This window comes from Pseudorhodobacter turbinis, from assembly GCF_005234135.1.
Lineage (GTDB): Bacteria > Pseudomonadota > Alphaproteobacteria > Rhodobacterales > Rhodobacteraceae > Pseudorhodobacter > Pseudorhodobacter turbinis.
In genome coordinates this window covers 1,338,586-1,362,080 of record NZ_CP039965.1, presented here as the reverse complement: position 1 = coordinate 1,362,080, position 23,495 = coordinate 1,338,586, and the positions used below count along the sequence as shown (strand labels likewise).

General features: G+C 56.5%; 24 protein-coding genes and 2 pseudogenes. 16 read left to right on the top strand and 10 right to left on the bottom strand.

The window, feature by feature from the left end:
• Positions 1–50: 50 nt before the first annotated feature.
• The gene (locus EOK75_RS19020) at positions 51–398 is read left to right on the top strand and encodes a phasin family protein (protein ID WP_137195583.1); all 348 of its coding nucleotides are present in this window, start codon (positions 51–53) and stop codon (positions 396–398) included.
• A 35-nt stretch (positions 399–433) separates the two neighbouring features.
• Positions 434–1,288 carry a universal stress protein gene (locus EOK75_RS19015; RefSeq protein WP_137195582.1) on the top strand — a complete coding sequence of 285 codons (855 nt, stop codon included), beginning with the start codon at positions 434–436 and terminating at the stop codon, positions 1,286–1,288.
• Positions 1,289–1,413: 125 nt separating this feature from the next.
• Here EOK75_RS19015 and EOK75_RS19010 read toward each other — a convergent pair whose 3' ends face one another.
• The 6 genes and pseudogenes from EOK75_RS19010 to EOK75_RS18990 form a co-directional block, all read right to left on the bottom strand.
• On the bottom strand, positions 1,414–1,752 hold the full coding sequence (locus EOK75_RS19010; RefSeq protein ID WP_137195581.1) for a chaperone modulator CbpM: 339 nt from the start codon (positions 1,750–1,752) through the stop codon (positions 1,414–1,416).
• 3 nt (positions 1,753–1,755) lie between these two features.
• Complete coding sequence (locus EOK75_RS19005; protein WP_137195580.1) at positions 1,756–2,715, bottom strand: DnaJ C-terminal domain-containing protein; 960 nt, start codon at positions 2,713–2,715, stop codon at positions 1,756–1,758.
• Between the two features lie 63 nt (positions 2,716–2,778).
• The gene (locus EOK75_RS21605) at positions 2,779–3,141 is read right to left on the bottom strand and encodes a phosphate acyltransferase (RefSeq protein WP_276612546.1); all 363 of its coding nucleotides are present in this window, start codon (positions 3,139–3,141) and stop codon (positions 2,779–2,781) included.
• Between the two features lie 125 nt (positions 3,142–3,266).
• Complete coding sequence (locus EOK75_RS21600; RefSeq protein WP_276612535.1) at positions 3,267–3,656, bottom strand: phosphate acyltransferase; 390 nt, start codon at positions 3,654–3,656, stop codon at positions 3,267–3,269.
• 87 nt (positions 3,657–3,743) lie between these two features.
• Positions 3,744–4,070, bottom strand: coding sequence for a putative sulfate exporter family transporter (locus EOK75_RS18995; protein ID WP_240794145.1), 327 nt, complete (start codon positions 4,068–4,070; stop codon positions 3,744–3,746).
• Positions 4,071–4,223: 153 nt separating this feature from the next.
• Positions 4,224–4,910, bottom strand: a pseudogene (locus tag EOK75_RS18990) (IS6 family transposase).
• A 474-nt stretch (positions 4,911–5,384) separates the two neighbouring features.
• Between EOK75_RS18990 and EOK75_RS18985 the strand changes: the two are divergent.
• Positions 5,385–6,542, top strand: a complete 1,158-nt coding sequence (locus tag EOK75_RS18985) for a condensation domain-containing protein (protein ID WP_168199302.1) — start codon at positions 5,385–5,387, stop codon at positions 6,540–6,542.
• Positions 6,542–9,376, top strand: a complete 2,835-nt coding sequence (locus EOK75_RS18980; protein WP_137195578.1) for an AMP-binding protein — start codon at positions 6,542–6,544, stop codon at positions 9,374–9,376. The genes EOK75_RS18985 and EOK75_RS18980 overlap by 1 nt, the downstream gene beginning before the upstream one ends.
• 541 nt (positions 9,377–9,917) lie before the next feature.
• Here EOK75_RS18980 and EOK75_RS21485 read toward each other — a convergent pair.
• Both EOK75_RS21485 and proB read right to left on the bottom strand, forming a co-directional pair.
• Positions 9,918–10,085 (bottom strand): annotated as a pseudogene (locus EOK75_RS21485) (IS6 family transposase); the annotation flags it as partial.
• Between the two features lie 432 nt (positions 10,086–10,517).
• Positions 10,518–11,678: a glutamate 5-kinase gene (proB, locus tag EOK75_RS18965; protein WP_137195575.1), complete on the bottom strand. Its 1,161-nt coding sequence runs from the start codon at positions 11,676–11,678 to the stop codon at positions 10,518–10,520.
• A 274-nt stretch (positions 11,679–11,952) separates the two neighbouring features.
• Between proB and proC the strand changes: the two genes are divergently transcribed.
• From proC to EOK75_RS18925, 8 genes are all read left to right on the top strand, one after another.
• Positions 11,953–12,732 carry a pyrroline-5-carboxylate reductase gene (gene proC / locus EOK75_RS18960; RefSeq protein ID WP_137195574.1) on the top strand — a complete coding sequence of 260 codons (780 nt, stop codon included), beginning with the start codon at positions 11,953–11,955 and terminating at the stop codon, positions 12,730–12,732.
• A 37-nt stretch (positions 12,733–12,769) separates the two neighbouring features.
• Positions 12,770–14,056: a glutamate-5-semialdehyde dehydrogenase gene (locus EOK75_RS18955; protein WP_137195573.1), complete on the top strand. Its 1,287-nt coding sequence runs from the start codon at positions 12,770–12,772 to the stop codon at positions 14,054–14,056.
• Positions 14,057–14,239: 183 nt separating this feature from the next.
• Positions 14,240–14,599 (top strand): cupin domain-containing protein, encoded by a 360-nt coding sequence (locus EOK75_RS18950; RefSeq protein ID WP_137195572.1) that lies wholly within the window; start codon positions 14,240–14,242, stop codon positions 14,597–14,599.
• Positions 14,592–14,744 (top strand): beta/alpha barrel domain-containing protein, encoded by a 153-nt coding sequence (locus EOK75_RS18945; RefSeq protein ID WP_205965530.1) that lies wholly within the window; start codon positions 14,592–14,594, stop codon positions 14,742–14,744. Before EOK75_RS18950 ends, EOK75_RS18945 begins: the two co-directional genes overlap by 8 nt.
• A gap of 284 nt (positions 14,745–15,028) precedes the next feature.
• Positions 15,029–15,229 carry a hypothetical protein gene (locus EOK75_RS18940; protein ID WP_137195571.1) on the top strand — a complete coding sequence of 67 codons (201 nt, stop codon included), beginning with the start codon at positions 15,029–15,031 and terminating at the stop codon, positions 15,227–15,229.
• Positions 15,229–15,687 carry a baeRF12 domain-containing protein gene (locus EOK75_RS18935; protein WP_137195570.1) on the top strand — a complete coding sequence of 153 codons (459 nt, stop codon included), beginning with the start codon at positions 15,229–15,231 and terminating at the stop codon, positions 15,685–15,687. Before EOK75_RS18940 ends, EOK75_RS18935 begins: the two co-directional genes overlap by 1 nt.
• A gap of 22 nt (positions 15,688–15,709) precedes the next feature.
• On the top strand, positions 15,710–15,982 hold the full coding sequence (locus tag EOK75_RS18930) for a hypothetical protein (RefSeq protein ID WP_137195569.1): 273 nt from the start codon (positions 15,710–15,712) through the stop codon (positions 15,980–15,982).
• A gap of 42 nt (positions 15,983–16,024) precedes the next feature.
• Entirely contained in the window at positions 16,025–17,434 is a 1,410-nt protein-coding gene (locus EOK75_RS18925) for a dihydrolipoyl dehydrogenase (protein ID WP_137195568.1), read from the top strand.
• Between the two features lie 153 nt (positions 17,435–17,587).
• Here EOK75_RS18925 and EOK75_RS18920 read toward each other — a convergent pair whose 3' ends face one another.
• Complete coding sequence (locus tag EOK75_RS18920; RefSeq protein ID WP_137195567.1) at positions 17,588–18,559, bottom strand: IS5 family transposase; 972 nt, start codon at positions 18,557–18,559, stop codon at positions 17,588–17,590.
• Positions 18,560–18,888: 329 nt separating this feature from the next.
• Positions 18,889–19,824 (bottom strand): LysR substrate-binding domain-containing protein, encoded by a 936-nt coding sequence (locus EOK75_RS18915; RefSeq protein WP_168199301.1) that lies wholly within the window; start codon positions 19,822–19,824, stop codon positions 18,889–18,891.
• A gap of 88 nt (positions 19,825–19,912) precedes the next feature.
• Between EOK75_RS18915 and EOK75_RS18910 the strand changes: the two genes are divergently transcribed.
• From EOK75_RS18910 to EOK75_RS18895, 4 genes are all read left to right on the top strand, one after another.
• Positions 19,913–21,133, top strand: coding sequence for a CaiB/BaiF CoA transferase family protein (locus EOK75_RS18910; RefSeq protein ID WP_137195565.1), 1,221 nt, complete (start codon positions 19,913–19,915; stop codon positions 21,131–21,133).
• Positions 21,130–21,999, top strand: coding sequence for an HpcH/HpaI aldolase/citrate lyase family protein (locus tag EOK75_RS18905; RefSeq protein WP_137195564.1), 870 nt, complete (start codon positions 21,130–21,132; stop codon positions 21,997–21,999). The genes EOK75_RS18910 and EOK75_RS18905 overlap by 4 nt, the downstream gene beginning before the upstream one ends.
• Before the next feature lie 113 nt (positions 22,000–22,112).
• Positions 22,113–22,238, top strand: a complete 126-nt coding sequence (locus EOK75_RS21595) for a hypothetical protein (protein WP_276612534.1) — start codon at positions 22,113–22,115, stop codon at positions 22,236–22,238.
• A gap of 248 nt (positions 22,239–22,486) precedes the next feature.
• Positions 22,487–23,392 carry an IS5 family transposase gene (locus tag EOK75_RS18895; protein ID WP_137195562.1) on the top strand — a complete coding sequence of 302 codons (906 nt, stop codon included), beginning with the start codon at positions 22,487–22,489 and terminating at the stop codon, positions 23,390–23,392.
• Positions 23,393–23,495 lie beyond the last annotated feature (103 nt).

Below are 23,495 nucleotides of genomic sequence, written 5' to 3'. Positions count from 1 at the left end.
CATATTCCTGTATACTTGCGGCAACAGCAACACAGATAAGGGGGCACGTCATGAGCAACAGCGGAAAAACCGAAAACACTGCCTCTACGATGGTTGACCTGATAAAGACCATGCAAGAGGCCGGACTGAAATCCATGCCTTTTCAGGGAACGGACTGGTTGACGGCCATGGCCGATATCAGCAGCGAAGTGATGAATTTCACGGCGGCCCGCCTGAAAGAAGACGTGAATACACAGCAAGCCTTGATGCAGGCAAAAGGCCTTGTCGAGATACAGCATATTCACGCCGAGTTTTTTCAAAAAACGATGGATGATTATGCGGCGGAAACCGCCAAACTGATGCGGATGGGACAGACCTTGACGCCGGCCGCAAAGGACACGGCCAAAGACAAAGGCTGACAGCCCCCCACACCTCCCTCACAAGGATCCCGAACATGAAGAACAGCACAATCTTGATTGCCACCAGCAAGGACGCGCCCCTTGACCGGCTTGCCCAAAAGCTTGAAACTCTGCGGGCGATTCCGGCGCGGGCGGTGGTTTTGCTTGTGGCACAAATGCCCGTCTTTCCCTATTCCGCCATCGGCCTGCCACCCTTTGGCCCGATTGATATTCCGCCTGAATGGCAAGAGGAGGTCGCAAACCTTCGCACCTCCCTCAATGACAGGGCGCAAGAGGTAGAGGCCCTGCTGCAAGCGCATGACATCTCGGGCGAGGTGGCAACCGCCACTTGTGAGCCTGCGATGCTGGCCGATGCCATCGCGCGGCGGGCGATGCTTTGCGATATGGCGATCATCAGCGAAGAGTTACGCGAACCCGAAGCGATCTTTCGGCAGGCGGTTTACGGAGTGTTGTTTCAATCGCCCGCAGGCCTATTGTTGAACGATCCAAAGGCTGCCGTGCTTAGTGCTCCTAAGCGGGTCTTTGTGGCGTGGAACACCCACCTCCATTCGGCCCGCGCCGTACATCAGGCATTGCCGTTGTTGCGCCAGGCCGATGAGGTGGTCATCGCCAGCTTTGATCCCGTCATGACCGAGTTGCGCGAGGGTGAGGAACCCGGTGCCGATGTCGCCAAATGGCTGACCCATCACGGCTGCACCGTCACCGTTCAACAATATCCCAGCGGCGGCAAGGATATCGCGGAATGCATCCTTGACCGATCCAAAGAGGTGGGCGCGGATTTGATTGTCATGGGGGCTTACGGGCATTCCAGAATGCGTGAGACTATTTTTGGCGGCACCACACACAGCATGATTGCACAATCCGATCGCGCGGTCTTTCTGGGCCGTTAGCGTTTGCCGCATATGATATCCTTCTGCATCGCCATACTCCAAAAACTCGGGAGAATGGCGATGCACGCTTGCGGGACATCTGGCGTATTTGATCGGGCACCAATGCTTTTCAGCCCGCCCTGAAATCAATCCGCAGGCATCCAGATCGCATAGCGGGGGTCGTTTTCCAAAAGCTGCAATCGCCGTTTCAGCGCGGCATTCTCATCGGCCAGCGACAAGACCACCGCCACGCCCGGAATATTCAACCGCAGATCGCGTTGCAGCCGCTGCACCCTGCGCACAATCGTAATGCTGGTGCTTTCAAAACGCCAAACCGTTCTGCCGGTGCCTGCCGGCTCCAGAATACCTTCCTCTACAAGTTCGATAACCCAATCGGCATGGGATCCACAAACCCGACACAGATCGTTCAGGGTCAGCGGTTGCACAATCTCGGATGCCTGCACCAAGGCCATATGTTCGGGCATGTCCTAACCTCCCAATCTTGCGCGCGGATCAAAGTCCATCTCGCGCGCCATCTGTTCGTATAAGTCGCGGGCTTTCACGCTTTCGGTTGGCGGGATGACGATCTTGATGACCGCATAAAGATCGCCCGGATGCTTGCCCGGAATCCCGCGGCCCTTCAGGCGCAGCTTCTTGCCCGATTGCGCATGTTTGGGGATCGTCAGCTCCACCTCGCCGCTGGGGGTGGGCAGGCTGATCTTGGCGCCCAAGGCCGCCTCCCATGGCGATATCGGCAGATCCATAAAGACATCGCGGCCCTCGACACGGTGGGCCTTATCCTCGGCGATCACCACCTCAAGATAAAGGTCCCCCGCCTTGCCCTGCCCCACACCGGCCCCGCCTTTGCCCGCAACGCGGATATGCTGGCCGGAGGTCACCCCTTTGGGGATCGTTACCCGGATGGCGTGTTCGCGCAAAACCACATGGCCCGATGGGTCCAGCTCCGGCGCGCGCAGGTTAAAGTCACGTGATCCGCCCTCATAGGCTTCGCGCAGCGAGATCACGATTTTTGCATGGCTGTCCTGCCCCGGCGCGCTAAACTGCCGGTCACCGCCCATATGTGGCGAAGGCTTGCCCTGACGCGCGAACAGCTCATCAAAGAAAGAGCCGAAATCATGTGGATCCGCCTCGGTATAGCCACCGCCGGAAAATTCGAACCCTTCGTCCCAATCTGGTGGCGGCTTGAAGGCCTGCCCTTCCTTCCAGTTTGCGCCAAGCTGGTCATAGGCCGCGCGTTTTTCAGGATCTTGCAAGACCTCATAGGCCTCACCAACATCCTTGAATTTCGCCTCTGCCGCGTCAGCGCCGGGGCCTGCGTTCACATCGGGGTGATATTTGCGCACCAGTTTGCGGTAGGCGCGCTTGATGTCCTCTTGCGGCGCGGTTCGTTCCACGCCCAGTACTTTGTAATAGTCTTTATATTCCATAGCTTATTTGGTCTCCACACAACGCGGATTCGCGATTGCCCGCCCTTAGGGCCAGACTACCCGTCAAGCGTAGCACTTAATTGGCATTGCGCAATTAACCTGGATCATAGGCAAGCCCGTGATGCGCGATATTTTAACCGCGATCCTTCGGGCATTGCAAAAGCGTGACCCGCATCGGCCGCTCAAACCGCCCGCCAAGGGGGCACGCAATGCGATCCCACTCGACGCGCAATCTAGCGCGAACTGTGGGTGTATCTCGCCTTCAACTTTCAAGTCAGGCTCTTGTGCACGGATCAGGGAAACTGCATTGCGTACTTTGGTCAGACTGGGATGTTCCGCCGACCCGGCAGTCGAGAAAGACAAAAGCGCCACGCGTGGCGTTTCGTTCAATAGTTGGCGACAAGACTGGGCCGCAGATCGCGCGATTGCGGCCAGTTCCTGATCATTTGGGTCAACGACAAGGCCGCAATCCGCAAAAATTATTCCGCCTTTGATCTACGCATGAGATCCGCGTGACAATAAAATAAAAAAAGCTCGACACGATACTTACGTTAGGATACATGCCGAAGAACCGCACGAACGGTTTCAGCCGTTCGTGCGGCAGCACCTCCGACAGTTCCATCCGCCAAATCCAACCTTACACGAATTGCCGCTTGCATGATCGGGTCCTTCATATCCGACAGCGCCTGATGCGCTGTCATGCCCTTGGCAACGCGCATCTGATGCCCTTCTTGCGCGAGGTAGGGCAAATCGGGCGCCTCGGAAGGGGTTAGGGATATGACACCGGGAATATCCGGCCCGTTCATCAGAGTGATTTTGGCAATCTCGTCTGCAACGATTTTTCGAGCGGCCTCTGTGACCAGAGGGTTATCCCCTTCCGGTAGAATGATATGGCGTTGACGGGAACGTGCAGCAGCCAGAATACGGTTCAACGGGTTCATGCAAAGGCCTTTTTCAAGAGGCATCTGACAGGTCTACGATCAAAACAGGTTCGTCTGATGCCCTTGTTTGGAAGATGGCGTGCGGCGTCATCGGCCCAAAATCAAGAGACCGCACAGGATAAGCACGCCAAGGAAGATCGTCTCGACAAAGACAAGCGCAATCGCGGCTGGACCCACCTGAACCATTCGGCCAAGTGATGTTTTGTTTCCCACCGCCGCTACCGCGACAAGCAACGCCCACCGGCTCAGGACCCCAGCAAAATCAGCCGACCAAACAGGTATAAAGCCCAGAGAGTTCAGCGTAGCCAAGACAAAAAATCCGATGGCGAATAGTGGCAAAATCGGTGGGCGACCGTCCGAGGTGTCCTTTGGTTTGATTAGAATCCGGACAATAAACGATATGCATAATACCACTTGGGCCACATCGTGAATAGTACCCCCCAGAAAAATGCCGGTCTCTGGGCATCGAAGTGGAAAACCTTTGCAAGCATCGGATAAACATCCACCCCTGAAGGTTGCTGTCGCAAATTTTGTTGGAGTTTGAGTGCGGGCATAGCCTGGACATACCTATGCTGCGAGCGCAGCAAACTGCTGAAACGCGGTGAGGCCGTTGGCATGGATCTGCCCCTTTCGGGTCATGTGCACGGTCTCGATCGCAGCCAAGGTAGCCTCGGCAGAATGGAAGGCCTTGAAGCCAAGCATTGGGCCCGTGATCCGCTTTACGAAGCGGTGGTCCTGTTCAATAATGTTGTTGAGGTATTTGACCTGCAGGATCTTGATGCTGTTGCCTGAGCTCGTGAACTTCAGGATCACATTGATGCTTTGCAGACCCGCCAGATTGGCGCCGCTCTTGTCGATGACGACACGGTCAGGCACGCCATTTTTGCCAATCGCGCGCTTGAGAAATCGACGGGCTGCCGCCTTGTCGCGACGCTCAGACAGCATGAAATCAAGGGTTTTTCCTGTGTTGTCGACCGCCCGGTAATAATAGGTCCATTTGCCTTTAACCTTGATGTAGGTTTCGTCCATGCGCCAAGATTTGGCGGTTGGCTTCTTGCGGGACTGCGCTTATGCCGCCATCAGCGGCGCAAACTTAACCACCCAACGGTTCAAGGTTGCATGGTCAACTTCAGCTCCACGCTCCTCCATGATTCCTTCCAGGTCGCGATAGGAAACTCTATATCGCACATAGAAATAAACCGCGCACAGGATTACGCTTTTAGGACAATGGGCTCCCTTGAAATCAACCGACATCCGATACATCCTGTTGCTTGCTTGTTTGAGAACCATGTCACAAAATCAGCCAACAAACGAAAGATCGCAAAAGTTTGCGACAGAACCCCCGGCGGGCCGGTCAGACGGGCGATCTAGCACCCGAGCGGCATCAGGAACGTGGCAACATCGGCAGCTTGGCTCCCGGAACTTTGCTGTCTGGCGATCGGTTCGATTGCCAAGGAAAACACTGCTGATGTGTTTACCTTGCGCATTTGCTCGAAGGGCATGGCGCTTATTTTTGCACGACACATGCGATTGACGCATAACCGGTCATATAAAATGCCTTCAAGGCGATTCTTCGGGGGTGGCTTCCAGACCACAAGAACCGTTAAAGTTGTAATAATTGCTTGATCCGGGTTGATGGAAATTGTGGGCACCGCATAGAAGCATGAATATCCGTCCAATGAATTGGATTGGGCGGCTTGGGTTTGGCGTTCTAATAGGGACAATATTGTGAATATTATTGCATCAGACATCAAAGGGAACCAGGAGCGCTACGTTCATGCCGAGCGTTTCACCCAGGAAACATATCCGATCCCTGTAACCTATCGTCTGAAGGGCCCTCTTGATAACTCGCGTCTTGCGGAAGTAATTGATCGCATTGTCGAAAATACCCCTGTCTTGATGACGCGTTTTGCGACATCCGAAAAAGGGATCGCCGCCCATTATGCCGCCACCCGCCCGCGCCTCGAGGTTGAGGAATTGCCTGCGGGCATGACGGAGGATGAGATTTACGCGCTTGTCCAGACCACGGTTTTTCAAAAGCCGGAAGATCTGACTGCACATGAGATGGTGCGGCTCAAGCTTTACCGGATCGGTCCGGATGACGCGCTGCTGTTGCTGTCATTGCACCACGCCGTGTCGGATGGCATGTCGATGGGCCTTCTCGCCCAACAAATTGAGGCAGGCTACAACGGTCAAGACATCGATGCGGGCCGCGATTTCTATGCCGTCACCGCAGATCAAGACCCCAGCGAGGCCTCGCGTAGCTATTGGAACGAACATCTGGCAGGGCAAGAACAGCCCCCGAAGATGCCCGAAGATATCGCGTTGTCACGTGAGGCATCCGACCCAAGACCCGTCATCGTGCCGCTGGACAGAGCCCATCTGGAGCGCGTTGCGCAAGCGTGGAATGTCACACAATTCTCGGCCTTTGCCACGCTGTCGCAGGCCGTGTTTGCCCGCGCGGTCGGGGCAGAGAAAATGGCGCTCAGCTTTCAAAGTGCGGGCCGCAGGTCCATCCCGAACAGCGCCCGCAGCATCGGGCCGTTTTCCAACGCCCTGATCCTGACCGCTGCCTTGGCGCCCGATACGCCGCTTGCCGTTCTGGCCAGCGAACAACAGCGCCGTATCCGAGAGGCCGTGCGTCACGAAGACTACCCCTATCAATCGGTGGTCCGCGATACAGGCCTCCAGCCAAGCTTCGGGATAAACTGGTTTCCTGCCGCAGCTCCGATACATCTGACGGGGCTTGCGCCCGCGCACCGGACGTTGGTCGATACCCGCACAAACTATGATATCGATTTCCCGTCGTCGAGGGTGAGGCCTCGCTGGAGCTGGTCGCCTATTACAGATCCCACCTGTTCAGCCGGCCCCGTGTCGAACATGTAGTGGCGCTCTTCACGCAGGCGCTCTCTCGGGCTGCCGAGGCGCCCGAACTGGCGTTGGAAGCGTTGTTTGACCCTGTCGCACCCATAATCATACCGCAACCGCATGCCACCTCTACCGAGCGGTTGTTTGACGGTTTCCTACGGCAGGCACGCCAAACCCCGACACGCGTCGCCCTGCTGGGTGAGGGTTGGCAGATGACATACAGCGAGGTTGAGGCCGCTTCTGCGCAGCTTGCGCGTAGGCTGGTTGCAAGCGGCCTTGGGGAAGGGGCGCGTATCGGGATACTGGCCGAGCGCGGGCCCCAGTTGGTCTGGACCGAGATTGCCGTGCTGCGGATCGGGGCCACCATGGTGCCGCTCGACAGTTCCTACCCTGAGGATCGGCTGCGCAAACTGACCGAGATCGCGCAGATCGACGCCTTGGTCACCCCGAATGTGGCACCGCGCCCCGATTGGCTGACGGCAGATTTCAAGGTGATCGCCGCGGTTGATGCCAAAGCTGCCGTATTGACCTCCGATGATGTGTCCGACAGCCTGATCGAGGCCGGCGACCCAGAGCGGGCCGCCTATATCCTGTTCACATCCGGCTCTACTGGAACGCCCAAGGGCGTGGCAACGGCCCATGCGCCCGCCCTGCATTTCCTCAACTGGCAGCGCAAGACATTCAATATCGGGCCCGAGGACCGCTTCACCAATCTTAACGGTGTCGCCCATGACATGATGATCCGGGATATCTTTCAGCCATTGTCGACGGGTGGTGAGCTGGCGATCCCGAAGCAAGAGGATATCTACCGCCCCGGGCGTCTGATCGAATGGGTTATCGGCATGCAGCCCACAGCCATGCATCTGACCCCCGCGATGGGGAATTTGCTGACGCTCGCGGCCAAGCCCGGTCAGGTCCTGCCGATGCGGCTGATTTTCTCGGGCGGTGACCAGTTGCTGCCCAGCCTGACCCGCAAGCTTGCGGTCCTGGTGCCGGATGCGCAGGTCGTAAACTTCTACGGGGCGACAGAAACGCCCCAAGCCGCAACATATCACGTGGTGGACAGGGATACCGACCTCAAAAGCCATCCCATCGGGCGCGGCATCGACGGTGTCTCGGTTCGGGTCGTCGATGCCGCCCATCAGCCTGTCGCGCCCGGCGTTTCCGGTGAGATCGCAATTATCAGCCCCTATCCAAGCCTGGGGTATGTGCAAAATGGCGAAATCATTCCCCATGCGCAAACGGGCCTCTATTTCACCGGCGATTCCGGTTTTGAGCTGCCCAACGGCGAGGTGATGTTTACCGGACGGCAGGATGACCAGATCTCTATCCGGGGGTACCGGATCGAGTTGGGCGAGATCGTACATGCCTTGACCCGCGTTCACGGCGTTCAGGATGCAAAAGTGCTCCTCGATGATCGTGACGGCAACCAAGCGCTGGTGGCCTTCGTTGTTATGCGGCCGCATGCGACCCAGGATGCAAACCATCTTTACAAAGAGCTGTCACGGGTGCTTCCGCATTACATGGTGCCCAAAGACATCGTTTTGATGGAGGCGTTTCCCTTGCTGCCCAACGGCAAGCTTGACCGCAAAGGGCTTCTGGCATGGCCGCGCCCCAGCATCAGCCAGGTTGAGGGTCGGACAGCTGAAACGGCGACCGAGCAAGAGTTATGCGATATCTGGGGCCGCCTGTTGGGGGTTGAAAAGGTCAGCCCTGATCACAGTTTCGTCGAGTTGCGCGGCGACAGCCTCAATTTTGTTGAGGTTTGCCTGGCAACCGAAGCCATCATCGGCGACCTCCCCCATGAGTGGGAGGAGTTGAGCATATCCAAAATCGCGGCAATGAAGTCGGGGACCGAGACACGAAGCCTGATAAAATGGATCGAAACACCGCTGTTTGTCAGGGCGGTTGCCATTGTTTTGGTCGTCACGCTCCATCTGAAAACATTTTCCTTGGGCGGCGGGTCGACCAGTGCGTTGTTCATGGTCTCGGGCTTCCTGATCGCAAGGCTGCAGCTGCAAACCGCTTTTACCACCCGGTCAGTGGCCCCTTTCTGGCAGTTGATCTCTAAGGTGATGATCCCCTCTTTGCTTTATGTTCTGGCCATTGCCGGAGTGGAGGTGGTCCTTGGCAAACCGACGGCCTTGGAGGCGATTTTCTTCTTTGAGGACTTTGTGGATATGCAGGATCGGACCCGCATGATCACCGAAGGACATATGATACCTCTTTGGTACATAAGCTGTTTCTTCCATATGCTCTTGATGTTGATGGGCGCGCTTGTCATCTCAAGGCGTGTTGTTGGAGAGAGCCTGACACCGCGGCGCTTTGTCTTGGCGATGGTTATTCTGGGGCTTGGGCTGCGCTTTATAACGCCGGCGCTCTTCTTGGATGACTATCCGATGGCGAGCATTCATTCGATGTCCGCCGTTGCGCATATGCCAACCACACATTTCGGCATCTTTGTTTTGGGAATGGGAATTGGCTTGGCACAAACCACGAGGGAGCGTCTGCTGTATACCCTCCTGACAGGGGTATATGCCTTCGGGAGCTATGCCGTTCTGGATTCGTTAACGCCCTATCTAATCGGAATCGTGGGCATTATGATGATCTATATAACGCGACTGCCAATCCCGAGACATCTTCACCGCGGCCTCTTCATGCTGTCGGGGGCATCCTTGTTTATCTATCTGACCCATCAGCAATTCGCAAAAATTGGCGTGGCGCTGCACTTGCCTCATGGAAGCATGGCACTGGTTGTGATGGCCGTCGGAGGGGGGATTCTTGTTTGGATGGCTTGGCTCAAGCTTGTGTCCATGCTGAACGGTTCCGCGATTGGCAAATTGTCGGGCTAAGAAGATCGTCCTTTGTGGCAATGGCGTTTGGGCTTGTAGAGGTGGTCGCAAGGTTTCGGCCCAGTATTTAATGTGGATCAACTTGTGAACGAAGTGATCCCAAATGACGACACGAAAGAACCCTTCGCCCGCTTTCCAAGCCAGGGTTGCGCTTGAAGCGTTCCGCGAGGAGATGTCGATGGCGGAGTTTTCCAGGAACTATGGTGTTCACCCGCCCCAAATCGGGACGTGGAAACGCGCGGCGATAGAGAGCTGGCGACGGCATTTACGCGCCAAGGGTCCGCCTCTGGGCAAGTGAGTATTGCGGACGTCGACAAGCTGCACTCTAAGATCGGCCAGCTGGTGGTGGAGCGGGATTTTTGGGCCCCCTCTCGTGCATGAAAGCATGCACTGCCGGGGTTGCTGTCGCGAATTTTGTTGGAGTTTGAGTGCGGGCATAGCCTGGACATACCTATGCTGCGAGCGCAGCAAACTGCTGAAACGCGGTGAGGCCGTTGGCATGGATTTGCCCCTTTCGGATCATGTGCACGGTCTCGATCCCAGCCAAGGTAACCACCCAACGGTTCAAGGTTGCATGGTCAACTTCAGCTCCACGCTCCTCCATGATTTCGTCCAGGTCGCGATAGGAAACTCTATATCGCACATAGAAATAAACCGCGCACAGGATTACGCTTTTAGGATAATGGGCTCCCTTGAAATCAACCGACATCCGATACATCCTGTTGCTTGCTTGTTTGAGAACCATGTCGCAAAATCAGCCAACAAACGAAAGATCGCAAAAGTTTGCGACAGAACCGATTTGGGCGCCCAAGGGTGGGCACGAGGTCTGAAGACGTCGGTGAACAAGCTCTGATACGCGGGCTGAATACCGCATGACCGATTATGCGTCTCGGGGCTATTCCTATCTTACAACGAGCATCAACTTACGTTGGCTTCAAAGTGAGTGCCGGATATTCCCCTGCCGTTGACCTCGCGCCCGCCTTTGGGCGCATATGCCGCGATTATCTCGCGGGCATCGTTCGACGGGCTATATCCCACATGAAGGCTGCCGTCTCACGCGCAATGGCAGTGGCTTGCACAGAGCGGACCTTGCCAAGGCTTGTTTCAAGCCTCGCGTTTGGCTTGTGCAGGCGTTTACGTCTCAAGCTGGAATAACGATTTTCTGATCGTGTTCCGGTGCTTGAAGTTGAAGGTGGGTTTCCTCAAGTACAAGAATATTTTCGGCGCCAACGATATCGCTTTTGGTCTTATAACCGATGACATCCTCAACAGGCATATCCAGATGACGTGCCAGCAGCATTATTTCCTCGGATGAAAAGTTTGTCAGCCCCCGGGCAATTTCCTCACCATTTTCATCATAAACGTGCAGCACGTCGCCTTTCGTGAAATCCCCCTGAAGCGAAATAATATCCATTCGGTTGATCCCACGTTGCCTTTTGGCGATACCTTCTGCAATTTCATTGGAGACGACAAGCGTACCGGAAACCTGCAAACGGTTGCTGAGCCATACCTTCAAAGGCGAGGCCGTTTTCCCACGGACAAGGCAGCGGGTAAAACGCCGCTCTTTGTAGAGCACAGACGATACAGGACGTTCGATGATGCCCTCTGCGATAATCGTCTCGACGCCAGCATTCTGCGCCATGTTAGCCGCGTGCATTTTAGTAAGCATGCCGCCGCTGCCCAATGCGCTGATACCAGTCGTTGATTCCAGATGCTCGCTGACATCCCTGATTTCGTGGATGAACTTTGCGTCCGGATCAGATGGGTCGCGATCATAAAGACCCTCGACACTGGTCAAGATGATCAGTTTATCTGCCTCTACCATTTGGGCTACTTTGGCAGACAAACGGTCATTGTCGCCGACACGCAGATCGCGGGTCGCAATGGAATCATTCTCATTGATGATCGGCAAAATGTCGTTTTGGAACAATCTTAACATGGTGTTTTTGATGTTCAGAAAACGGCGACGGACCTCCATATCTTCGACGGTCACCAGCATTTGCGCCACGTTCAAATCGTATTCTGATGCGACCTGACGGTAGGCGTTCATCAACAACGGTTGTCCACAAGCGGCGGCGGCCTGCTTGTCCAGAATGCCGGCGTCTTCGGGCCGCTTTCCGACCATATTCAACCCCAGCGCGACCGAGCCGGACGATGTCAAAATGATATTGTGACCCTCCCTCTGAAGCTGCGCGAGATCGCTTAGAAGGCCGTTCATAAAAGCATAGCGAAGGGTCAGATTGTCACTATTGGCCAACAAGCTGGATCCGATTTTAACAACGATCGTTTTCTGTGTCGGCATGTGTTATCTCCGGTAATTATTTGTATTAAAACGAAAAATGCTAACTGTTTGCGTCCTTGGGCGCAGCCATGTAGCAATACCTCATTCAGGTGCTTGGATGACGTATAACACGGATCCCATGTCCGAATGCAAACAGGTTGCTGCGATGCGGCACTATTGTGGGTGCATCTGGACTGTTTTGCGCCGATAGAAAATCACCGGTTAAACGTGCGCCCTGTTGAAAGGGTGCAGCACGCAATGCGAGCAAGTTTGCCGAAGAAAAAGGAAGCCAATTATGAAGATACTTTTGATAGGGTGCGGCAAGATGGGAGGCGCAATGTTGCGCCAATGGGTCAACCACGACGGCAACCAGTTTACCGTCGCTGATCCCGCCGTCACTGAGCTACCCGAGAGGGTAACCCATGTCACAAAAGCGACATCCCTGCCGCAGGCCGAATTCGATGTGATTGTCATCGCCATCAAACCGCAGTTGATCCCTGAATTGCTGCCCGAATACATCCCGGCCTTGAAACCGGGTGGCTGCTTCGTCTCAATCGCGGCAGGGTGCAGCATAGCAACACTGACTGGCATCGTCGGCGATGCCGCGATCATTCGCGTAATGCCAAATCTTGCTGCGATGGTGGGGATGGGGGTGTCAGGGCTGTATGCAAACCCTTCCTGTAGCGAGCATCAGATCACCGAGGTCACTGCCTTCATCGCGCAAACGGGCAGTTGCGTTCGCGTTGCCAGCGAGGATGAGATTGACCGCCTGACCGCTGTAAGCGGCAGCGGCCCGGGATATGTATTTGAATTCATGCGCAGCTATGTCGATGCGGCCAAGCGCTTGGGCTTTGACGAGCAAACGTCTCGTGCCTTGGTATTTGATACGATCGCAGGCACTGTCGAAACCGCCCGTCAGTCGGATGCCTCACTGGAGGAGCTGCGAAACTCCGTGACCAGCAAGAACGGCACCACACAGGCCGGATTGGACGCGCTACGACGCGACGGCCAACTGGACGCGCTATTGGATGACACATTGAAGGCCGCATACCACCGTGCCGTCAAATTGAGATAACCGCCGCGCATTTTGCGCAAAGAGCAGGAGACGAAGCATGAATGATATGAACCAGATGGACGTCGCAGCGGTTGTTGCAAAATTGGGTCAACGCGCAAAAGCGGCGGCCCAAGAGCTGGCTTTGACAACAGCGGATCAGCGCAATCTTGCGTTGAGCGAAGCGGCGAAGGAGCTGCGCGCCCGCACCAACGAGATCTTGGAAGCGAACGCAGCTGACTTGGCCAGCATTAGCGGCAAGGATGCTGCGTTTATTGATCGCCTCACCCTGACTGCGGACAGGGTAGCCGCCATGGCGGACGCCGCCGATGCCATTGCAAGACAATCCGACCCGTTGGGCCGCACGCTCGCAAGTTTCGATCGGCCAAACGGCCTTAGGATCGACCGTGTGAGTGTGCCAATTGGCGTTATCGCGATGATCTACGAGTCGCGTCCGAACGTTGGCGCAGATGCCGGGGCGCTGTGCGTGAAATCCGGAAATGCTGTCATCTTGCGCGGAGGCTCTGAAAGCCTGCATTCATCCCGCGTTATCGTCGCGTGTCTGGTTGCAGGCCTCAAGGCAGCAGGTCTGCCCGAAGATGCGGTGCAACTGGTCGACACCCGCGACCGAGAGGCCGTCAAACTCCTTCTACACAGCACGGAAACCGTCGATCTGGTAATCCCGCGCGGTGGCCGTGGCTTGGTCTCATTGGTACAAAAAGAGGCGCGAGTGCCCACCTTGCTGCACCTTGATGGGAACAATCACAGCTATATCCATGAAAGTGCGGACATCGAGAAGGCGGTGGGCATCGTCCAAAACGCCAAGATGCGCCGGACAGGGATTTGCGGTGCCACTGAATGTGTGGTGATCGACCGTAAAATCGCGGCAAAAGTTCTGCCATACTTGGCTGCAGCGCTTGGCGATTGTGAGCTGCGCGGCGATGAGGAGGCACGGAAAATCCTGCCTGATATGCTGGCCGCCACGGAGACGGATTGGGACACGGAATATCTGAGCAACGTCCTTTCCGTGAAAATCGTCGGCGATCTGAACGAGGCGATCACGTTTGTGCAGGCCCATTCATCGGGTCATACAGACGCGATCATGGCCGAGGACACTGACGCCGCAAAACGCTTTATGGCTGCCATCGACTCTGCTGTGGTTATGCACAATGCATCGACCCAATTTTCAGATGGGGGTGAGTTTGGCATGGGTGCTGAAATCGGTATCGCGACAGGTAAAATGCACGCGCGCGGTCCAGTCGGAGCAGAGCAATTGACAAGTTTTAAATATCTCGTCTTTGGAAATGGTCAGAAACGCTCGTCGGTTTCAAGCTGCCGCGAGTGTTAACTTGGTGTGGGTTAGAGTTGGTCTCGCTTTTTAAGACTGAGAACGGCAGTGCAAAACTTAGCCCCGGAAGTGGCGGGATGTTGCGCTTGCCCGACTGATTTGGGTTAGTGACGGCTAACGTCTCTGAGGTGTATCCTGTGGCATTGAGTGATGGAGCACGAATCGATGCCCTAGACGCAAGAAATGACGCCGCCTGTCGTAGACCTCGCCCGCGAAAACGAAGAGTTCCGCAAGGGCCTGTGGACCGGCGACAAGACGCAAATGGTGCTGATGGCCATCCCCGAGGGCGGCGAGATCGGCGGCGAGGTGTATCATGGGAACGACCCGCTGCTCTACTTCGTCGCGGGCACAGGTGTGGCAAGAATTGGTGATGTGGAAATGGACATCGCTAATGGCGAAGTCGGCATCGGTCCCTCGGGCGTCTTCCACAACTTCCGCAACACTAGGTCCGGGATGCTGAAATTGTCCACACCATACAGCCCGCCCGAGCATGAGCCGGGTGCTCAGCACGCCACCAAGGCTGAGGCTGAGGCTGATGAATAAGCTTTTTATCGCCAACCCTGATCTGCCTGAACGATTTCGTCGGGACGTAGCCCTGAACGCGCTGGATCAAGATACATTTTATGGCGGCGATGAACGCGGATACACGGATTATCCGTTCCTCGACAAAGCGACCGGCACAAAATAGGGCGCGCAGTCTTTTCAGCAGTGACCGGCGGGCTTTTGCCTGCCTGTAAACAGCCAAAGCGAGAGGAGAGTGACCATTCCAAAAGATCCAAGGCTTGCCCCTAACAAAACTGAAGCCCCTGACTGGCCAACGATTGAGCTGCCGGAGCGCTCTGCTCAGCGGACCTGACAAGACACATTTTGATCGTCCTTTCACAGGGGGGACTCTGCCAGAGTGGGTATTGTTTGGAACTATGCACTCGCAGGCGCGTTGGTAATATATCAACTAAATAAGGAGCGATCGCTATGACACGCGAAACAACACCGAAAAAAGACAACCCCGACGGCGCCTTTGGAGCGACGGGTACAGTTTCCCAAGGTGGACGCGAAGGCGGGCGGCTGGCGCGCGATATAGGCACGCAAGATGAACTCAAGCGCGCCACGGAACGGCCAGCAGGTGCCACGCGTGTCAACAAATCTGATGAAAAAGAGAAAGGGGACTCCTGATGGCCAAGCTGAAAAATGGCGGATGGGTTTTGGTTGCCGATGGAGAAAAGGCCCTGTTTTTGATCAATGACGGCGATGAAAATAATCTCGACCTGCGCGTGATCCGCAAGGATGAACAAGAAAACCCGTCGACGCGCGAGCAAGGCGCAAACCGTCCCGGCAGCGTACAATCCAGTGCAGGCCACGATGTGTCAGCAATGGATGATACTGATTGGCATGAGTTGGCCAAAGAACGCTTTGCCGTCGATTTGGCCGATTTGCTGTACAGCCGTGCCCATGCGGGGCGGTTTGATCAGTTGGTGATCGTCGCCGCGCCGCAAATCTTGGGCGTTCTGCGTGCGTCCATGCATTCGACGGTTTCGGGTAAAGTGCTTACAGAAATTCCCAAGCACCTGACCAACCAACCCTTGGACAAAATTGAAAAGCAAGTCGCAGCGGCGGTTGCCGAGGCCGCTTGAAATTATCGAAAGGACCAAACCTATGGATAGATTAGGCCTTTTTATTGCGATGATGACCTGGACGTTGGTGTCGGGCGTGATCATCGTTCTGTTCATGTCACTCGGATATGTCGGCTGGGTACAGTTTGGCGTTGCTGTGATCTTGGGCTTTGCTCTGGGGCTGCCACTTGCAAAAGTGATCTCGGCGCGGATCAAGCGCCAAGACCCCGATTGGGATGAAAAACGAAACCGCCCCGACCCGACGCCTGATGCTGAGGTGGATGTCGGGGATGGTGAGCCGCGTCGGCGGATTTGAAGAGGCGGCGCCGACTTTTTTCACACTCAGAAAGGAACCCTCATGGCGGGCCATCAATGCGACGTTGCAATCATAGGTGCAGGCACTGCCGGGCTTGCGGCCGAACGAGCTGCTCGGTCTGAAGGGGCTAAAACCTTGCTTATCGACGAACACTTTGCCGGCACGGTTTGTGCGACAGTCGGCTGTATGCCGTCAAAGCTGCTAATTGCAGCAGCGGGGGCAGCGCATGCCAGCCGCCGCGCCTCTGTTTTTGGGGTGAAGACGGGCGAAATCCATGTGGACGGGCGCGCGGTCATGCAACGCCTACGGGCAGAGCGGGACAAGTTTGTGCAGGGAACGCTACAAGGGATTGCCGACCTGTCTGACGGAATTTGCATCAAATCGAAAGCGCGTTTCACAGGGCCAACGCAGCTTGAGCTGGCAAATGGAGAGCACGTGCAAGCCCGCACGATTGTGATTGCGACGGGGGCATATCCGCTGGTCCCAAAACCGTTTCAAGATTTGGGCGACCTTGCCCTGACCAACCGGAGCTTGTTTGAAATTGAAGATCTGCCCAGATCGCTTGCAGTGATTGGCGGCGGGGCCATTGGGTTAGAGATTGCGCAAGCCATGGCGCGGCTGGGTGTTGAAACGGTGCTATTTGATCGAGGGAACGCCCTTGGTGGGGTGGAAACCCACGATATCCAGCAATCATTGGCTGCCGCAATGCGCGCAGAGTTCACGCTCCACCTTGGGGTCGATGTTTCCGCTGTGCGCCGGGGTGACAAAGCACAGATCACTTGGTCGGGCGACAGCGAAGGCAGCCGCGAGTTTGACAAGGTCTTGGTCGCAACGGGCCGACCACCTTGGCTTGGGGACTTGGGTCTGGCGAAGTCCGGCCTGGATCTGGATGACCACAGAACACCTTGTTTTGATCGCACGACCATGCAGTGTGGCGATTCGCCTGTCTTTATGGCCGGTGATGCGAATGCCGATGCACCTGTGCTGCACGAGGCCTCCCACGAAGGGGCGATTGCCGGTCGAAATGCAGCGACCTTTCCAAAGGTGGCCCCCGCCACGCGCCAGCCCGCGTTCAGCCTGATGTTCACCGACCCGCCGCTCGCGGTTCTGGGCACGACAACGGGGCAGGATGTGATCATGGGTGGTGCGGATTACTCCAATCAGGGCCGTGCTAAGGTTGAGGCGCGGGCGCAGGGGCTTGTCCGGCTCTATGCCGCCAAACCGAATGGGCGGCTGATAGGGGCAGAGCTGTTCTGTCCGGGCGCAGATCATATGGCACATCTGTTGGTTCTGGCGATCAAGAGCGGCGAAACCGCTGCGAGCCTTTTGGAGATGCCATTCTATCACCCGACCTTGGAAGAGGGCTTAAAACCTGCCTTGCGGGCCATATGCAAGGCAAGCACAAAGGCGCTTCCAAATGAGCAGGATACAGGCGACCCGTCCGGAGCATAATGAGATATATACTCACAAGTGAGCGCTTATTTCAGGTTCAAGTTTGTTCGCAGTTATTGGGAAATCAGCGCCCACTGCATCAATTTCTCGATCCACGGGGCATTGTTGCGCAACTGCAGCCTAAGGGCATGACTTCCCCTTTCCTCGTTGGCTTCAGGCCACGCGAACGATCTCGGCGGTGCCGAGTGCGTTGAAGCGGTTTATGAGGGCGATGCGGACTTGGATTTCGGCAGTTTGCCGGTCTGGGTCTCTCGCGGCGATCCGCTCCCCAAAGGCCTTGAGGCACCGCATCTTTGCCTCGATCCGACTTCGTGCGTGATATCCGGTCCAGCGCTTCCAGAACGCCCTGCCGTAGTGCCGAGTGGCCCGCAGGGTATCGTTTCTCGCAATCGCCGCCGGGCAATCCTCTTTCCACGGCCGCCCATTCTTGCGGATGGGGATGATCGGCGTGGCCTGGCGGTCGATGATGGCCGTGTGGCAGCGGCGGGTGTCATAGGCGCCATCTGCGGTCACCGTGCCGATCACTTCGCCCTCGGGGATCTGGTCGAGCAACTCCGGCAAGACCGGGCTGTCGCCATCTCTGCTGGGGGTGAACTCCACCGCCCGGATGTCCGAAGTGGCCGTGTCCATGGCCAGAGGCACCTTACGCCCCCTCTCACGGTTTGCAGGAAAACCGTTGCCGGGCAACGATTGACGACGGCCCTGAACGCCATGCTTGCGCGCCTGCCACTCGCCATCGCCGAGGAACCTGATCCCGGTACTGTCAACGAGCAGGTTCAAGGGACCTTCAGCGCGGCGATACGGGATCTGGACTGCGAGCGTCTTCTGTCTGCGGCACAGCGTCGTGTAATCCGGAACGGCCCAGTTCAGGTCCGCCATCTTCAGTAGGCTTGCAACCATCCCTGTCGTCTGCCTCAGTGGCAATTTGAACAGGACCTTGATCGTCAAGCAGAACTGGATCGCGGCATCAGAGAACACCGCAGGGCGGCCGGGGCTCCCGTCATGCGGCGCAAGCCAGGTCATCTCCTTGTCTAGCCAGATCAGCAACGACCCGCGCTTCTTTAATGACGCGGTGTAGCTGGACCAGTCCGTGGTGCGGTAGCGGGCGGGTGATGGCTTGCTCATGCAGCCTGTATAACCACTTGGATTCACAGTGTGAATCGTCCACAGACAGAGTTCTGCAACAACGCCGTTTGTGACCTGTCTTTTGCGGACATCAGCTCACTATTTTTTTTGAAATAATTATCTGCGAGCTTCAAAGCGAGTTTAGTAGCAGGACTTCGCAGTTCTATCTTGTCAAGAACCCAAGGACCGCCCCCCGGCAAGAAGATAGGTTCCGCATTTTCTCAATGGCATTGTGTTTCCTCCCATAAATATTCTACAGGGCTATTAGAAACGGCACGCCAAATAAACTGCTTATATTTTTCTATTAGGTATAAGAATTCATTATGGACCTATCCGACATTGACTACCCATGATTTCCAATCGTTCTTTTCCCGCAATTCGATAAGGGCAAACGTCAGCTCACGACGCACTGCCTGAAAGGCCGTCGAAAACGGATGCACTGGCGACCGGCAGAATACCAACCGGCGATCAAGGCTTGGTGACACAATCGGTGTCGATCGCAACAGGCCACTTGCCACATCCTTTTGAATCGAAGGCAGCGACAAGATGGTATAGATCTGGTCTTCGGCAACCAATTGACGCGTCGCAGAGGTCGCATCCAACTCAAACCTAATATCGAGATCAATGCCCAATTGGGCCGCGAACCGGTCGATTAACACCCGTAATGCGTGCGGCCTGCCCGGCAGAATCAGCGGAACACTGCCAAGGGCTGTCGCCGTAATCGAGGGCTGTTCGGCAAAGCGGGTATCCTTACCGGAGCTTACCAGACATAAGGATTCGTGAAGTAAAACCTCCCCATCGCTGCGTTGGGCATCGGTCGATTCAAACAAAACCGCAAGGTCCACACGGCCTGTGTCCACCCATTCACGCAAATGCCCCGACATGGCCTCGACAATGCGCAGCTGCACCTCTGGATATATCATAGCCATGCGACGGACAAGCTGGGCGGCAACCGTCGCCGCCACTGTCGTCGGAAGCCCCAGCGTAACCGGTCCCACTGCCTGCCCCTGCAACTCTTGCACCCCGCTGCGCGCCCGATCGTAATGGGACAGGATGTGAAGGGAATGCTCCAAGACCAGCTTGCCTGCCTCGGTCGGGCTGACCCCCTGCCGCTGCCGATCAAAAAGGCGGGTCCCGAAATGGCTTTCCAGCGCCTTAAGGTGCTGGCTGACCGCAGGCTGTGCAAGTTTGGCCGCGCGGGCCGCCGCCGAAATCGACCCCAGTTGAGACACAAGAACAAGGGTACGCAATTTTTTAATATCCATGCGGCCTCTATAAGAAATCGTTATACAAGGCATCATGCTTCTGAAGGACGACTTGTGGCAAGAGGGAAAAAAGCCATGGAGTTGAAAATTGAGCACCGAGACACAACAGCCCCCGTTGGAAGGCCTTAGGGTTATCGACCTATCCCGACTTGTCGCCGGGAATATCGTCACGCATATTCTGGCCGACTTTGGCGCCGAGGTGATCAAGGTCGAAAAACCGGGGCGCGGTGATGACCTGCGGAACTGGAAGGTTGAAGGCGTCTCGACCTTCTGGAAGGCCTATTGCCGCAACAAGAAGTCGATCGCCCTCGATTTTCGCCAAGACCGCGGCATGGAGATTTTGCGGCAACTGATCGACAGTGCCGATGTGCTTGTTGAAAACTTCAGGCCGGGCACGCTGGAAAAAATGAGCCTCGCCCCGAAAGACCTCCAGACACGGAATCCCGGCCTTATTGTGGTGCGCATTTCGGGTTGGGGGCAGACCGGCATCTGGAAGGATCGCCCCGGCTTTGGCAGCCTTATTGAGGCAATGTCAGGTTTTGCCTCTATGAACGGGTTTGAGGACCGCCCCCCTGTTCTGCCTCCCTTGGCGCTGGCCGATATGATTGCCGGACAGTCAGGTGCCACGGCGGTGCTGATGGCGTTGCGGGCGCGGGATCGTGACGGCAAAGGACAGGTGATTGACCTGTCGCTATTTGAACCGATGTTCGCCACTTTGGGTCCCCAGATCGCCAACCTTCGTCTTAGCGGTAAAGAGCCGCGGCGCATGGGGTCCCTTTCGGAACTCTCGGTGCCGCGCAATATCTATGAAACCTCGGACGGCCGTTTTGTCGCGCTATCGGCATCGACACAGGCCATGGCAGAGCGGGTTTTTCGGGCAATCGACCGGCCGGAGCTTATCCTTGATCCAAGATTCAAAACCAATCCGGACAGGGCGCACAACATTTACGAATGTGACGCAATCGTTGCCGAGTTCATTCATCGTTACGACCGCGATGCGATTATAGACCTCTTTACCAAGGCTGATGTGACCATCGGAATCGTGCCCAGCTATGAGGAGCTTGATGGCCACGAATACGTCGAAAGTCGCGGCGTTGTCGTTGAGGTTCCTGATACAGACCAGTCGTCCTTCCCGATGCATGCGGTCTCTCCTCGGCTTTCCCGAACTCCTGGACAAATTCAGCATATCGGGCCGGATTTGGGCAAGGATGGGCCGGATTTATTGGCCGAACTTGGTTTTGACGCAGCCGATATCCTGAAGATGACGCAGGAGGGTATTATTGAAACCTCTCAAGGGGGCACATCATGATGGATCATGTCGCAGCAAGGCGTCTGGACGGGGTGCTGTCTGGATTGTTCGTACCGGCGGGCAACACGCGTTTGCTTGTGTCCGCATGTGCCAAGAAAATAGCCTCGGTCGTGGTTGATCTCGAAGATGCGATTCCGGTCGAGGCCAAAGATACGGCCCGTGCAGGCTTGGCCGCAGATGTTGCGACATTGCGCGCGGGGGTCGGAATGATCGCCGTCCGCATCAATCGTCCGTGGCGTATGATGATACGCGATATAGAGGCCGCCGTCGCAGCAGGGGCCGATATCATTATGGTCCCGAAAATTGAGGCTGCCAGTGACGTGGCGATTGTCTCGGAAATTCTTGACGAGATATCCCCCGAGGGAAAGCAGGTCATCATTTCGCAAATTGAATCTGCGGTCGGGCTTCTTGCCATGCCACAGATCGCGCGCGCCAGACCTGATCGCCACGCGGCGTTGATGCTGGGGCCTGAGGATCTCGCCTTGGATCTAAGAACAGACTCTTCGCGCGATGTCATGACGCCACATGCCCAAGCGCTTGTTTTGGCGGCGCGCAGTGGCGGGCTTCATGCCATCGGATCGCCGGGTTCGATTGCTGAAATCAATGACATGGCAGCCTATCAAAGCCAGATCGAAGCAGGCAAGAAAATGGGATTCGATGCGGTCATTGCAATTCACCCCAAACAAATCAGTGTCATCGAAGAGATTTACCGCACCTCGACCGCAGAAATCGCCGAGGCACATGCAATCGTGGAAGGGGACCGACAGAACGCGGGGCGGCCGTTCATGCTTAACGGGAAAATGGTTGATGCGCCTGTTGTCGCCCGTGCCCGACGGGTGTTGCGCACAGCGCAGTTGCACGGATGATCTGGGGTTCGGAAGCTGGCTGATGTTTGTTGATCCTGCGTGGGGCATGCCTTTATCGTCGGGCCATGGAGAGCGCGATCTGCCATGTATTCATCTGACGTCAAAGGGTGCGAATGGATCTCGGTGTAGAGAGTGGCCGCATCCTTGCGCAGACCTCGTTCGTATGTCGCGCCGTTCTTCTGGGTGACCGTTTCTGTGATACCAGCCAGCAAACGGGCACGCTTTGCCCGAAAGGCTGACCTTTAGCAGCTTTCACGACCTGGTCAGGCTCAGATCCGTGCGATCCCGGTTGATCACCGCTTTGCGTTCGGGGCCTTCAACAATCATGGGTAACTGGAAGCGCGGCACCGGGATCCTGAACAACGAACTCTACGTAGGTAAGCTGCTTTGGAACCGTCAGGCATACATCAAGGATCCAGACGGCGTTGTTGCACAAGTCCGTCGACGGAGGATTCACTTTGCGAATCCATGTCGTTAGACGCGGTGCATGAGCAAGCCATCTCCCGCCCGCTACCGCACGACGAACTGGTCCAGCTACAACGTGTCGCTGCGCAAGCGGGGGGCGCTGCTGATCTGGGTCGACAAGGACATGGTCTGGCGCGCACCGCGTGACGGTCGCCCCGGACGGCCTGTGGTATTTTCCGATGCTGCCATGCAATTCTGCCTGTCGATCAAAGTGTTGTTCAAGCTGCCGCTCAGGCAGACCGCCGGGATGGTGGCGAGCCTGCTGCGGCTGGCGGGCCTGGACTGGCCCGTGCCGGACTTTTCCACCCTATGCCGCAGGCAGGAGACCCTGGCCGTTCAGATCCCTTATCGCCGCGCGGATGGCCCGCTGAACCTGCTCGTGGACAGTACCGAGATCAAGTTCCTCGGCGACGGCGAATGGCAGGCGCGCAAACACGGGGTGCAGGGCCGCCGCCAGTGGCGCAAAGAGCATCTCGCCATGGACCCTGACACATCTGACATCCGCCCCGTGGAATTCACCCCCAGCCGTGATGGCGACCGGCTCGGACAGATCCCGGCAGGCGAGCAGATTGGCACGGTCACTGCCGACGGCGCCTATGACACGCGCCGCTGCCACAAGGCCATCATCGAACGGCAGGCCATTCCGATCCGGAAAAACGGCCGCCTGTGGAAAGACGATTGCGGAGCGGCACGCGCCCGCAACGAAACCCTGCGCGCAACGCGATACTATGGCCGAGCGTTCTGGAAACGCTGGACCGGATACCATACCCGCAGCCGGATCGAGGCGAGGATGCGCTGCCTGAAATCCTTCGGCGAACGCATCATGGCGAGAGACCCGGACCGCCAGACAGCCGAGATCCACATCCGCGTCGCACTCATGAACCGATTCAACGCCCTCGGCACCGCCGAGATCGTCCGCGGGGCATGACGTCAGCGGGGTAAGGGGCACTCATGCCTCAGGCGCGAGTTGCGCAACAACGCCCATGCAATGCAACACAAGCACCGCAATAATTAATATTACCAGTGAGACA